The 13,117-nt window shown below is 73.5% G+C and carries 12 protein-coding genes; 9 read left to right on the top strand and 3 right to left on the bottom strand.

What is annotated here, in order from left to right; genetic code table 11:
* Position 1 precedes the first annotated feature (1 nt).
* The 8 genes from ACZ5KV_RS11020 (at position 2) to ACZ5KV_RS11055 (ending at position 9,330) form a co-directional block, all read left to right on the top strand.
* Positions 2-700: an acylneuraminate cytidylyltransferase family protein gene (locus tag ACZ5KV_RS11020; protein WP_464239351.1), complete on the top strand. Its 699-nt coding sequence runs from the start codon at positions 2-4 to the stop codon at positions 698-700.
* Positions 697-1,593 carry a hypothetical protein gene (locus ACZ5KV_RS11025; RefSeq protein ID WP_464239352.1) on the top strand — a complete coding sequence of 299 codons (897 nt, stop codon included), beginning with the start codon at positions 697-699 and terminating at the stop codon, positions 1,591-1,593. The genes ACZ5KV_RS11020 and ACZ5KV_RS11025 overlap by 4 nt, the downstream gene beginning before the upstream one ends.
* A complete protein-coding gene (locus ACZ5KV_RS11030) occupies positions 1,590-2,534 on the top strand; it encodes a glycosyltransferase family protein (protein WP_464239353.1) in 945 nt (314 codons plus the stop codon). Before ACZ5KV_RS11025 ends, ACZ5KV_RS11030 begins: the two co-directional genes overlap by 4 nt.
* Positions 2,531-3,577, top strand: coding sequence for a glycosyltransferase (locus ACZ5KV_RS11035; RefSeq protein WP_464239354.1), 1,047 nt, complete (start codon positions 2,531-2,533; stop codon positions 3,575-3,577). The genes ACZ5KV_RS11030 and ACZ5KV_RS11035 overlap by 4 nt, the downstream gene beginning before the upstream one ends.
* The gene (locus ACZ5KV_RS11040) at positions 3,574-4,746 is read left to right on the top strand and encodes a glycosyltransferase family 4 protein (RefSeq protein ID WP_464239355.1); all 1,173 of its coding nucleotides are present in this window, start codon (positions 3,574-3,576) and stop codon (positions 4,744-4,746) included. Before ACZ5KV_RS11035 ends, ACZ5KV_RS11040 begins: the two co-directional genes overlap by 4 nt.
* Positions 4,743-5,903, top strand: a complete 1,161-nt coding sequence (locus ACZ5KV_RS11045; RefSeq protein ID WP_464239356.1) for a glycosyltransferase — start codon at positions 4,743-4,745, stop codon at positions 5,901-5,903. The genes ACZ5KV_RS11040 and ACZ5KV_RS11045 overlap by 4 nt, the downstream gene beginning before the upstream one ends.
* Before the next feature lie 338 nt (positions 5,904-6,241).
* Entirely contained in the window at positions 6,242-8,188 is a 1,947-nt protein-coding gene (gene asnB / locus ACZ5KV_RS11050) for an asparagine synthase (glutamine-hydrolyzing) (protein WP_464239357.1), read from the top strand.
* Positions 8,185-9,330: a glycosyltransferase gene (locus ACZ5KV_RS11055; RefSeq protein ID WP_464239358.1), complete on the top strand. Its 1,146-nt coding sequence runs from the start codon at positions 8,185-8,187 to the stop codon at positions 9,328-9,330. Before asnB ends, ACZ5KV_RS11055 begins: the two co-directional genes overlap by 4 nt.
* Before the next feature lie 308 nt (positions 9,331-9,638).
* On the opposite strand, the gene ACZ5KV_RS11060 is transcribed toward ACZ5KV_RS11055, so the two are convergent.
* The 3 genes from ACZ5KV_RS11060 to ACZ5KV_RS11070 are packed head-to-tail and all read right to left on the bottom strand — an operon-like array spanning position 9,639 to position 12,138.
* Entirely contained in the window at positions 9,639-10,442 is an 804-nt protein-coding gene (locus ACZ5KV_RS11060; protein ID WP_464239359.1) for a glycosyltransferase family 2 protein, read from the bottom strand.
* The gene (gene tmk / locus ACZ5KV_RS11065; RefSeq protein ID WP_464239360.1) at positions 10,439-11,125 is read right to left on the bottom strand and encodes a dTMP kinase; all 687 of its coding nucleotides are present in this window, start codon (positions 11,123-11,125) and stop codon (positions 10,439-10,441) included. Before tmk ends, ACZ5KV_RS11060 begins: the two co-directional genes overlap by 4 nt.
* A complete protein-coding gene (locus ACZ5KV_RS11070; RefSeq protein WP_464239361.1) occupies positions 11,101-12,138 on the bottom strand; it encodes a 3'-5' exoribonuclease YhaM family protein in 1,038 nt (345 codons plus the stop codon). Before ACZ5KV_RS11070 ends, tmk begins: the two co-directional genes overlap by 25 nt.
* Positions 12,139-12,354: 216 nt before the next feature.
* Here ACZ5KV_RS11070 and surE point away from each other — a divergent pair, with 216 nt between their 5' ends.
* The gene (surE, locus tag ACZ5KV_RS11075) at positions 12,355-13,110 is read left to right on the top strand and encodes a 5'/3'-nucleotidase SurE (protein WP_464239362.1); all 756 of its coding nucleotides are present in this window, start codon (positions 12,355-12,357) and stop codon (positions 13,108-13,110) included.
* The last annotated feature ends 7 nt before the right edge of the window (positions 13,111-13,117 follow it).

The following is a 13,117-nucleotide window of genomic DNA, read 5'->3' on the forward strand; positions in this document are numbered from 1 at the left end:
CATGGCGCCCGCGTCTCCTCGCTTTCTGGCCGTGGTTCCGGCCCGGGGCGGCTCCAAAGGCCTGCCGGGCAAGAACGTCATGCCCCTGGCGGGCCGCCCGTTGCTGGAATGGACGGCCCGGGCCGCCCTGGGCTGCCCGCTGCTGGACCGCACGGTCCTGTCCACGGACGACCCGCAGATCATGGCCGTGGGCCGGGCCTGCGGGCTGGATGTCCCCTTCACGCGCCCGGCGGCCCTGGCCGCCGACGACACGCCCATGGTCGCCGCCCTGCTGCACGCCCTGGAGGCCGTGGGCGGGGCATACGACTATCTGGTCTGCCTGCAACCGACCTCGCCGCTGCGCGTGAGCGAGGACATCACGGCCTGCATCCGCTTGTGCCTGGATCACGGGGCGCCCAGCGCCACGACCCTGGCCCCGGCGGCCAAGCAGCCCAACTGGATGTTCCGCCTGCACGGGCGGCGCGTGGAGCCCCTGCTGGGCTGGGAGGCCCTGGGCACGCGCCGCCAGGACCTGGCCCCGGCCTACGCCCTGAACGGCGCGGTCTACGTGGCCAGCGTGGAGCAGGTCCGTCGGCGCGGAGCCCTGCTGACGGAAGAGACTCTGGGCTGGGTCATGCCCGCCGAGCGTTCGGTGGACGTGGATACCCGGCTCGACCTCATGCTGTGCGAGGCCATTCTGGCGGCACAGGAGCACCCATGACCTCCACGACCCCCGGCGCCCTGCGCCGGACGGCGGGCCTGCTGGCGGCCTACGCCCGGCGCCCCCGCCTGACGTGCGACCTGTTCCGCTACGCGGCCCTGGCCCGCCTGCGCCGGGGCGGCCGCCAGCGCCTCGACGCCGCCGCCCTGAAGGCCCGGGCGCGCGGCGGCACGCTGTTCGTCCTCGGCTCGGGCTACTCCGTGCGCGACGTGACCCCCGCCGAATGGCGGCACATGGAGCGCCACCAGACCATGAGCTTCAACTGGTTCGTACACCAGGACTTCGTGCGCGTGGATTTCCACCTCTTCAAGGAGGTGGCGCCCAACGACGAAGACCCGGCCATCTGGCGGCCCCGGCTGGAGGAGTATGCCCGGCTGCTCGGAACCAATGGCCATTACGACGGCGCGGCGCTCATCGCCCAGGGCGGCCTGCGGGGCATCAACTACAACCGGCTGGTGGGCCTGGGGCTTTTGCCGCGCAAGTTCCCGGTCTTCGAGTTCCGCGTGCGCGACAAGGGCGTGCCCGGGCCGCCGTCCACGGACTTTTCCCAGGGCCTCGCGGCGGGCGCGGGCACCCTGAGTTGTTGTGTGGACCTCGGCGCCCTGCTGGGCTTCACCGAGATAGTCCTCGTGGGCGTGGACCTTTACGACCGGCGTTATTTCTGGCTGGAGCACGACGAAACCCGCGACGGCGACCGCATGCGCGGCGCCACGGCCACCGACCGCCACAACATGGCCGACGGCGTGATCGGCCTTTTCGGGCATTGGGCGGACCTGCTGGCCCGGCGCGGGGTGCGTCTTGCGGTGTACAACCCCCGGTCCCTGCTGGCGGGGGCCCTGCCGGTGTATGCGCGGCCCGGCGCCGGGCTGGCCGGGGAAGAGGTGCGGCCATGAGCGCCCCGCGTCCGTCCCTTGGGGGCCGCCCCCTGCGCCTGGGCCTGTTCATCCCCGCCCTGCGGCGCGACTACGACCGCGTGCAGTCCGCGCTGTGGATCCGGGCGCTGCAGATGCTCGAACCCCTGCGGGCCGCCGGGTGCGAGGTACACCTGAACAACCCCCTGCGCCGCTACGACGTGGCCGTCTACCACCGGGGCATGCGCCGGGGGGCGGTGCGCACCGTGCGCCTGCTGCGCCGCATCGCCGGGCGCGTGGTCTGGGACACCTGCGTGGACTATTTCGACCGCCACGAGGCCGCCGACGCCGAGCAGGTGGCCTGCGCCCGCGAGATCGCCGGGCTGGCCCACGGCCTGTGCGTGACCACCGAGGGCATCGCCGAAAGCGCGCGGCGCTTCAACGCCAACGTCTTCGTCATGCCCGACCCCGTGGACATGGAGCACTTCGCCGGGCGGGCCGAGCCGAACCTGGACGCGCCGCTTTTCGGCTGGTCCGGCGTGGCGCACAAGGCCTCGTTCCTGGCGCCGTATGGCGAATTCCTGGACGGCAGGCTGCTGGTCGTCAGCGAGGCGCCGCCCGCGCTGCCCTTCCGCTACACCTTCGCCCGCTGGCGCCACGCGACCTTCCCGGCCGAGCTGCTGCGCTGCGACGCGGCCTTCCTGCCGCGGACCCTGGAATCCACCTACACGCGCAACAACAGCTCCTTCAAGGCCCTGGCCTTTGCCGTGCTGGGCATCCCGGTCATCGCCAACCGCCTGCCGTCCTACGAGCTCATGGCCCGGGATTTCGCGGCGGTCAGCTTCCTGGAAGACCACGGCGACGACCCGGCGGCGGCTCTCGCGGCCCTGCGCGGCCTCAGCGCGGACCCCGCCGCCGTGCGTGCGGCCTACGACGTGCACCTCTGGGCCCGGCGCCTGCGCGGCTGGCTGGAGGCCCTGTGAAACTGCACATCCTGTTCCCCTTCGTGGACGGGCCCTGGGGCGGGTGCAACCAGTTCCTGAAGGCCCTGCGCGCCGAGCTGCGCCGCCGGGGAGCCTACGCCGAAACCCCGGCCGAGGCCGACGCCGCGCTGTTCGACAGCTACAACGTGGCCGGGGAGGTGCTGGCCCTCAAGGCCGCCCGGCCCGGCCTGCCCCTGCTGCACCGCCTGGACGGCCCCATCTCGTCCTACCGCGGGCGCGACCGCGCCGTGGACCGGCTCATCCACCACCTGAACCACCTGCTGGCCGATGCGACGGTCTTCCAGAGCCGCTACAGCCGCGAGGGCAATCTGGCCCTGGGCATGCGCCCGCCCGGGCGCTGGCGGATCATCGGCAACGCGCCGGACCCGGAGCTGTTCCACCCCGCGCCGGAGCGGACGCCGGAACAGGCCCCGGCTCCGGAGCGCCGGATACGGCTGGTGGCCACAAGCTGGTCGGCCAACCCCAACAAGGGTTTCGACGTGTACGCCCACCTGGACCGGGCCCTGGACTTTTCGCGTTTCGAGATGCTGTTCGTGGGCAACGCGCCCTCGGCTTTCGTCAACATCCGCCACCTGCCGCCCCAGGGCAGCGTGGCCCTGGCCGGGGTGCTGCGCGGGTGCGACATCTACGTGGCGGGCAGCCGCAACGACCCGTGCTCCAACGCCCTGCTGGAGGCCATGGCCTGCGGGCTGCCCGCCGTGGTCCGCCGCTCGGGGGGGCACCCCGAGCTGGTGGGCGGCGCGGGCGAGGTCTTCGACGACCCCGCCGAAGCCGTGGCGGCCATAGAGGCCGTGGCCGCGCGCCTGGGCGACTACCGGGCCCGGCTGGCCCCGCCGCGCATCGAGGCCCTGGCCGGGGACTACCTGGCCCTGGCCGGGGAGGCCGCCCGGGGCGCGGCCAAGGCTCCGGCCCCCTGGCGCCTGGCGCTCGCCCGCTGGCGGATGCGCCTCGTGCTGGGAAACATCACCGCCCAAAGCCTGCTCCGCCGCCTGGGGCGGAGCCTTCGGAGGCCCGGAGCATGAGCCTGGGATACCGTCTGCGCGGGCTGGCCCGCGCGGTCCGCGACCGCATTGTGGAACAACGCATGGCCCGTACGCGTTTCAGCCCCCCGGCGGGGGAGCCGGTGCTCTCCTTCGCGGGAGCCCTGCCCGGGCCCGGGGCCCTGATTCACGGCGGGCGGGTGAAGCTGGTCCACCTGCGGCGGCGCTTCGCCGTGGACGAGGAACGCTTCAACTTGCTCTACATGGTTAGCAGCGCCATGCCCCCGGCGGCCATGGGCCATATCCGCCGCGCCCGGGCCAACGGGGCCCGGCTGGTCTGGAACCAGAACGGTGTGGCCTACCCGGCCTGGGCGGGCCCGGCCTACGAGTACACCAACGCGCCCATGCGCCGCTGCTTCGCCAGCGCGGATTTCGTGGTTTTCCAAAGCGAGTTCTGCCGCCGCTCGGCCCTGCGCTGGCTGGGGCCCTGCGCCGCGCCCTTCGCCGTGGTCCACAACTGTGTGGACACCGACGCCTTCCGCCCCGCGCCCGGGGCCGTGCCCGGCCCGGAGGAGGGCGCTCCCTGCCGCCTGCTGCTGGCGGGCACGCATCAGGCGCCGTACCGCGTGCGCTCGGCCCTGGAATGCCTAGCGGCCCTGGCCGCCCGGGGCTTTGCCGCGCGCCTGACCGTGGCCGGCCGCTGCCACTGGCCCGGCGGCGCCGAGGAGGCCGCCCGCGACGCCCGGGAGCTGGGTGTCGAGGGGTTGGTGACCTTCGCCCCGCCCTTCCGCCAGGAGGACGCCCCGGCGCTGTACTGCGCGCATCACATCCTGCTGCATACCAAATACAACGACCCGTGCCCCACGGTGCCCATCGAGGCCATGGCCTGCGGGCTGCCGGTGGTGGCCTCGCGCAGCGGGGGGCTGCCCGAACTGCTGGGCGAGGAGGGCGGCGTGCTGCTGCCCGTGCCCGAGGACGACTACGAGCGCGACCACGCTCCCGAAGCCGGGGCCATGGCCCGGGCCGTGGAGGCTCTGGCCCCGCGCCTGGGGGCCTGCGGCGCGGCGGCCCGGGCCCGGGCCGTGGAGCGTTTTTCCGCCACGGCCTGGGTCTCGCGCCACGAGGACATCTTCCGCCGCGTGCTGGGCGGGGCGGCCCCGAACGGCAAGGGGAGCGCCGGGAGCGCGGAAAACGCGGAGGCCCGGCCATGACCGCGCGCACGGCTTCGAGCGCCACTCCGCGCGTCAGCGTGCTCATGGCGGTGTACAACGCCGCGCCTTACGTGCGGGCCAGCCTGGAGTCCATCCTGACCCAGAGCCTGGGCGAGCTGGAGGTCGTGGTGGTGGACGACGGGTCCACGGACGGCTCCGGGGCCGTCGTGGAGCGCATGGCGGCGCAGGACGCGCGGGTGCGCGTCCTGCGCCAGGAGAACCGGGGCCTGCCCGCCGCCCTCAACGCGGGGCTGGCCCTGGCCCGCGCGCCCCTGGTGGCGCGCATGGACGCCGACGACCTGGCCCTGCCCCTGCGGCTGGAACGGCAGGCGGCCTACCTGGACGCCCACCCCGAAGTGGCCGTGCTGGGCGGGTTCGTGCGCACCTTCGGTCAGGCCCGGGGCAACGTCTGGCGCTATCCCGTGGGTCCGGCCGCCGTGGCGGCGGCCATGCCCTTCGTGAACCCCATCGCGCACCCGGCGGTGATGTTCCGCCGCGCGGTGGTCGAGGCCCAGGGCGGTTACGACGAGGCCAACGCCTACGGCGAGGACTACGCGCTGTGGGCCGCCCTGTCCGCGCGCCACGCCCTGGACAACCTGCCCGAAGTGGTGCTGCGCTACCGGGTTCACGGCGGGCAGATGGGCGCCGTGCGCGCCGACGACGTGCGCAGGCAATGGTACATGCGCACCCAGGCCGCCGTGCTGGGTCGCCTGGGCCTGCATCCCGAGGGCGAGGCCCTGGCCCTGCACCACCGGATCAGCACGGCCCACTGGGCCACCGCCGAGGTGCCCGCCGGGTCCGGCTTCCGCGACGCCGCCGAGGCCTGGCTGCTGGGGCTGGCGGCGGCCGACGCGGCCACGGGAGTCTTCGAGGCCCGGGCCTTTGCCCGGCGCCTGGGCTGGCACTGGCGCATGGTCTGCCGGGCCCAGGCCGGGGAGGGGCTCGCCGTGTGGCGGCAGTATCGTCGCTCGGCCCTGGCCCGCGAGGCCGCCCGGGCAGAGGGCACCCCGGACGCTCTGGGCGGGACGGGGGCGGACGACCTCGCGCTGCTGGCCGCCTGCGCCCTGCACTTCGGGCAGCAGCGGCGTCGCGCGCTCTACGGCGCCCTGCGCCGGGCGCTGCGCTGGCGCCAGGCCCTGAGCCGGGGCGGCAAGTGAGGGGGGCAGGCAAGATGTGGCAGAGAGGATGTGGCACGCAAGGGCTGGCAGGCAAAGAGCCGCATGTGGCGGGCGGCGGCAGCCGAAGGACGTTTTTTCTCCGCCCGATTGTCATTCCGGCGGCCCTGCGGCTATGCTCGCCCCGGGAGGGAGGGGACGAAGGGGAGGGCGCGCGCCTTGTGCGCCGCCCCGTCGGAAGGCGGAGCCCGGATGCACCCCGGGGCGCCGTCGGCCACAGGACGCAGGACGCCCTCTCTTTTGTTTCTGCGCGAAGAACGATTTTCCCCTTCCGGAGCCGGGCTGCGGCCCCGGCGGCGTGAACCACAGGAGCGGCGCGCGTGTGCGGAATCTGCGGCATAGTGCATGACGGGCTCGGGCCCCGGGAGCTGGACGCCCGGGCCCGGACCATGAACGGAACCATGGCCCATCGCGGCCCCGACGGCGCGGGCGTCTGGGGCGCCCCGGGCGTGGCCCTGGCCCACCGGCGGCTGGCCATCCTCGACCTCTCCGAGGCCGGGCGCCAGCCCATGGCCTCGGCCTCGGGCCGTTACGTCATGAGCTACAACGGCGAAATCTATAATTTTCTGGAGCTGCGCCGGGAACTGGCGGCCCTGGGCCACGCCTTCAACGGCGGATCGGACACCGAGGTGGCCCTGGCGGCCATGGAGCAGTGGGGCGTGGCTGCGGCCACGGAGCGTTTCGCTGGCATGTTCGCCTTCGCCGTGTGGGACGGCGCCGAGGGCGCCCTGTGGCTCGGGCGCGACCGGCTGGGAGTCAAACCGCTGTATTACATGCCATTGCCCGGGGCCGGGCAGGGCGGCCCGGGGCTGGCCTTCGCCTCGGAACTCAAGGCCTTGCGCACCCTGCCGGAGTTCGACCCCCGGGTGAACCAGGGCGCTCTGGCCCTCTACCTGCGCCACGGCTACGTGCCGGAGCCGTATTGCATCCACGCGGGCGTGCGCAAGCTGCCCCCGGGCTGCCTGGCGCGGCTGGCCCCCGGCGGCGCCGGGCCCGAGGTCCGGCCCTATTGGAGCCTGCGCGAGGTTTGGCTGCGCGGGGTGCGCGAGCCCTTCGCGGGCGGGCCGGACGAGGTGGACGCCGCCCTGGAGCCCCTGCTGGCCCGGGCCGTGGCCCAGCGCATGGTGGCCGATGTGCCCGTGGGCGTGCTGCTGTCGGGAGGCATCGACTCCGCGCTGACCGCCGCGCTCATGGCCGAAGCGGCGGGCGGGGCGCCGGTGCGCGCGTTCACCGTGCGCTTCGCCGAGGCGGCCTACGACGAGTCGGGCCATGCCGGGGCCGTGGCCCGGGCCCTGGGCCTGGAGCACACGGTGCTGCCCGTGGCGGCGGCGGACCTGCTGGCCCTGGTGCCCAGCCTGCCCGAGCTGTGGGACGAACCCTTTGCCGACTCGTCGCAGATTCCCACGCACCTGATCTTCCGCAAGCTGGCCGGCGAGGTGGTCGTGGCCCTGACGGGCGACGGGGCCGACGAGAGCTTCGCGGGCTATGCGCGCTACGGCTGGGCGGCGAACTTCGCGGCCCTGGAGCGCGTGCCTCTGGGCCTGCGGCGGCTGGGGGCGCGGGCTTGCGCCCTGGCGCCGGGGGCGCTTTTCCGGGCCCTGGGGCCCCGGGGGCCGAAGCTGCACTGGCGCGCCGGGCTGCTGGCCAGCCGCGATTTCCCGCAGTTCTACCGCGCCCTGGTGTCCCTGCTGCCCGATCCGGCGGCCCTGCTGGCTGGTGGACCCGGGGCGGGCAGGGCGGCCGAGCCGCCCACGGCGCTGACCGACCCGGCCTGGACCCTGCCGGGGACCGACCGGCTGCGCCAGATGCAGGCCTGGGATCTGGCCGCCTATCTGCCCGGGGACATTCTGGTCAAGGCCGACCGCGCCAGCATGGGCGCCTCGGTGGAGGCCCGCGCGCCGTTCCTGGACCACCGCGTGGTGGAGTTCGCCGCCGCGCTGCCCCCGGCGGCGACCACGAGCGCGGGGCGGGGCAAGCAGCCCCTGCGCCGCCTGCTGGCCCGGCGGCTGGCCCCGGCGCTGTTCGAGCGGCCCAAGGCCGGGTTCACCCTGCCGGTGGAGCTGTGGCTGGGCCGCGAGCTGCGCGACTGGGCCGAGTCGCTGCTTTCGGAGCGCGCCCTGCGCGAGGCCGGGCTGCTGGCGCCCGGGCCCGTGCGCGCCCTGTGGCGGCGGCATCTGGCGGGCGACACCTCGCGCCACGCGCTGCTGTGGGCCGTGCTGATGCTCCAGGCCTGGCACGGGCGTTGGGGCGGGGGGGCTGCGCAGTGAAGGTGCTGCACGTCATCACCGGGCTGGGGCGCGGCGGAGCGGAAGCCTCGCTGGTCAAGGCCGTGGCCGCCGTGCCGGAGGTCGAGCACCGGGTGGTCAGCCTGTTGGCCGAGGGGCCGCTGGCCGGGCCCGCGCGCGAGGCCGGGGCGCGGGTGTCGAGCCTGGGGCTGGCTCCGGGGCCGTCGGCCCTGCTGGCCCTGCCCCGGCTGGTGGGCACCGTGCGCGAATTCGGGCCCGACGTGGTGCAGACCTGGCTGTACCACGCGGACCTCATGGGCCTTCTGGCCGCGCGGCTGGCGGCCTGGGGCCGGGGGACCATCCCCGTGGCCTGGAACATCCGCTGCGCGGACATGGATTTTTCGCATTACCGTGCGGGCACGCGGCTGACGGTGCGCTTGCTGGCACGGCTGTCGCGCCTGCCCCGGGCGATTGTGACCAACTCGCAGGCGGCGGTGGAGCACCACCGGCGCCTGGGTTACGCGGGGGCCATGACGGTCATCCCCAACGGCTTCGACACGCGGCGTTTCGCGCCGGACCCGGCGGCGCGGGCCCGGCTGCGGGCGGAGTGGGGCTTCGGGGCCGGGGAGCCGGTGGTGGGCTTCGTGGGCCGCATGGACGCCATGAAGAATCTGCCGCTGCTGTGCCGGGCTCTGGCCCTGGCGTTGCGGCGGGAGCCGGGGCTGCGGGCCGTTTTCTGCGGCCAGGGCCTCGGCCCGGGAGACGCGGCCATGACCGCGGGCACAGGCCTGCTGCGCGAGCACGGCCTGACGGGCCGGGTGTTGCCGCTGGGGCCCCGGGCCGACGTGCCGCAGGTGCTGGCGGCGGTGGATTGTCTGGCCCTGTCGTCGCAGAGCGAGGGTTTTCCCAACGTGCTGGGCGAGGCCATGGCCTGCGGCGTGCCCTGCGCCACCACGGACGCGGGCGACGCGGCCCTGGTCCTGGGCGGGCTGGGCCGCGTGGTGCCGCGCGGCGACGCCCCGGCCCTGGCCGAAGCCATACTGGACCTGGCCCTGCTGCCCCCGGAGGCCAGGGCGGCCCTGGGCCGCCAGGCCCGCCAGCGCATCGAAACCCGCTATTCCCTGGCCGCCATGGCGGACAACTACCGCCGCCTGTGGTCTTCCCTGGTTTCAGAAAGGGGCTGATCTCCCACTCTCCCCGCCATTATCCCCCCTCCTCCTTCCCTTCTCTCCCACCTGAACATTAAAAAGAGAAGGAAGGCAGGACCCATGCGCTCTTTCTTTCCCTTTTCCACCCCGGTAAGTTCCCCGGGGCAATATTTTTGATACCTGTGCCGCCAAGCCGGGCCTTTCCCCGGAAAGAGCGCATTTCCCAGGAGGGGGGTGGGGGAGAGGGTCCGGGAGAGGGGGCGGGGGGAACCCGCTTTTGGCGCTCGGGAAAAAGGGGGTTCCCCCCGCCCCCTCTCCCGGCGGCCGCAGGCCGCTTCCGCCCGCTATTTTTGCCCGGCGCGGCGGTTGAGTTCGTCGAGCTTCATGTATTTGTGGAAGGCGTAGAGGAAGGCGTGGACGGCCAGGACGAGGCCTGCGCGGCCGTCGCGGAAGCCCTGCTTGAGCAGGTATTGCTTGGCGAACTTGCCCGCGCCGTGGGCCAGGGCGCGGCCGAGGCCGGAGGGGCGGCCCTTGCGGTGCAGTTCGGCGGCGGCGGTGCTGGTGTAGCGGTTGATCTTGTCCAGATGTTCGGCGAGGTCGGCGTAGGGGTAGTGGACGATGTCGGCGGCCAGGGTGCGCACCGGGCCGGTGGGGTGGAACTCCTCGTGGGGCAGGGTGCCCCGGATTTCCACGGCGTCGAGGCGGAAGGCGCGCAGGAGCAGGTCGGGGTACCAGCCGGAGTGGCGGATGAAGCGGTCGAGGTACCAGGAGCGGCGCGGGCAGAAGAAGCCGGTGGCCGCGCCGGGGGCGGCCAGGGCGGCGCGCAGCTCGGCCTTGAGCTCGGGGGAGAGGAATTCGTCCTGGTCCAGGGTGACGATCCAGGGCGTGTCCACATGCCCGAAGGCGAAGCGGAACTGGGGGATGGTGCCTTCCCAGGGCCGGGTGAGAATGTCGGCCCCGGCGGCGCGGGCGATGTCCAGGGTGGCGTCGGTGCTGCCGGAGTCCACCACCAGCAGGCGCTGGCAGAAATCCAGGGAGGCCAGGGTGCGTTCCAGGTGCCGCTGGCCGTTGCAGGTGAGCACCACGGCGGTGGCCGGGACGGTGGCGGCCGGGGTGGTGGGAGGGGCGGGCGCCGTGGGAGCGGTCACGGCCTGGGCTCCAGGGTGCGCGGGGCCGGCCCCTGGGCGGAGTCGGGGCGCTCGCGCAGGTTCTGGCCCACGACTTCCACGGCCTGGGCGACCACGGCGGCCAGGGGTTTGGAGGCGTCCACCACGCGGAAGCGTTTGTTGTAGAGGGCCGCGCGGGTCAGGTAGCCCTCGCGCACGGTTTCGTGAAAGGAGATCGCCTCGGCCTCGAAGCGGCCTTCGGCCTGGTGGGTGCCCTCGCGGACGTTGCGGGCCAGGGCGCGGCGCAGGCCCTGCTCGGCGGGCAGGTCGAAGAGCAGGGTCAGGTCGGGCCACAGGCCGCGGATGGCCTCGTTGTTCAGGGTGTGCAGCAGGGCGGGGTCCAGGCCGCGCCCGTAGCCCTGGTAGACCACGGTGGAGTCGGCGTAGCGGTCGCAGAGCACCACGCGCCCGGCGGCCAGGGCGGGGCGGATGACGGTGGCCACGTGCTGGGCGCGGTCGGCGAGGTAGAGGAACAGCTCGGCCTCGGCGGTGAGGTCGGCGTTTTCCACGGCCAGCAGGATGCGCCGCAGCTCGACGCCCAGGCGCGAGCCGCCGGGCTCGCGGGTGCGCAGCACGTCGTAGCCCTGGGCGGCGAGGTGTTCCTGCACGCGGTCCAGGACGCTGGACTTGCCGGAGCCTTCTATTCCTTCGAAAGTAATGAACATTGCTGGGCCTTGGTGTTGTCCTTCCTGTCCTGGGACGGGTCGGGGGTGCGGGCGGGGCGGTAGACGAAGCGCGACAGGGGCCGCACGAAGGCGCTCCAGCCGGGTTCGCCTTCGGGCAGGGTTTCGTCCACGGCCTCGGCCACGGTCTTGAGCTTGGCGTCGAGGTTGTCGGCGAAGTGCAGGGCGAAGGCCTCGCGGGTTTTGGGGCGCTTGGGCGAGCCCCATTCCAGCTCGCCGTGGTGGGCCAGGATGACGTGGCGGACGTGGGTGGCGATTTCGGGCTCCAGGTCCCTGGCCTTGCGCAGGAAGGGTTCGAGCACCTGCATGCCGATGAAGATGTGCCCCAGCAGGCGGCCCTCGTCGCTGTGCTCGCGCACGGGGCCGGGGGCGTATTCCCAGGCCTTGCCCAGGTCGTGGAAGACGGCGGCGGCGAGCAGCACCTGGCGGTCCAGGTCGGGGTAGAGGTCGCAAAAGGCCATGCACGCGCGGCATACGGCCAGGGTGTGCTCCAGCAGGCCGCCCGCGTAGGCGTGGTGGATGCTCACGGCGCCGGGGGCGGTCATCAGCCGGGCCTTGACCCCGGGGTCGGTCAGCACGTTGCGGCACAGGGTGCGCAGGGGCTTGTGGTGCAGGTGTTCGCGGCACAGGGCTTCGAGGTCGGCCAGCATGTCCTCGGGGGGGCGCTCGCTGGCGCGCACGAAGTCGGCCAGGGTCAGGGCGGCTTCGGCCTCGGGGTCCAGCACGGCCAGTTCGTCCACCACGACCTGGGCCTGATCGCGATAGGTGCCGACCAGCCCGCGCACGTGGACGAAACTGCCGGTGGCCAGCTCCTGGTGGGCCTGGGCCTGGGGCGAGAAGATCTTGGCGGGCACCTCGCCGCTGCGGTCGGCCAGGGTCAGGGCCCAGAAGGGGCCGTTCTTGGCCTGGCCCTGGCGGGCCTCGGCCAGCAGGAACACGGCGTCGGCCTTTTGGCCGGGGGTCAGGTCGCGGACGAAGACGGTCTTGGCGTGCATGGGCGGCGGTGGGGGCAAAGGGTTTGCGCGGCGCGCGTGCCGCCCGCAAGGGATAGCAGAAGCATGGGGGCGGTGCAATCGTCCTTGGACGTTGCGAAGATGGCGCGCCTGGGCTAGGCTTGGGGGCGCGCGCCTGGGGCGCCGCGATTTTCGGCGCGTGGCCGGAGCGGCACGGCCCGGCCGGGTGGAAAACGCCAACAAGGGAGCCTGCGGCCCATGAAGATTCTTCTCACCAACGACGACGGCATCCAGGCCGTGGGCCTGCGGGCGCTGTATGCGGCGCTGACGGCGCGCGGGCACCGGGTGCGCGTGGTCGCCCCGGTCACCGAGCAGTCCGCCGTGGGCCATGCCGTGACGCTGGCCATGCCGCTCAAGGTCAAGCAGTTCCATGAGAACGGCTTTCGCGGCCAGGGCGTGCAGGGCACGCCGGTGGACTGTGTGAAGCTGGCCCTGAGCCGCCTGCTGGACGAACCGCCGGACCTGGTGGTCTCGGGCATCAACGCGGGCTGCAACGTGGGGGTGGACATCATCTATTCGGGCACGGTGTCCGCCGCCACCGAGGGGGCGCTCATGGGCTTTCCGGCCCTGGCGGTGTCGCTGGACAACTGGACCCCGGGGGACCTGGCCGAACAGGCGGGCTGGACGGCGGATTTCGTGGACCGCGTGGACTGGGCCGGGTTGCCGCGCCAGTGCGTGCTGAACCTGAACTTTCCGGACCGGCCCCTGGCCGAGACCATGCCGCTGCGCATCTGCCGCCAGACCACGGCGGGCTACGAGGACTGGTACGACGAGCGCACCGACCCGCGCGGGCACAAGTATTACTGGCTCGGCGGGCGCATCCCCGAGGAGCGCGTGAGCCCCGGGACGGACCGGGCCCTGCTGTGGGCCGGGCACATCACCCTGACGCCGCTGCGCTTCAACTTCACCGACGACGGGGCCATGGGCACCCTGGAGGCCATGGGCCTCAATTGACAGCCCA

The organism is Desulfocurvus thunnarius (genome assembly GCF_055390965.1).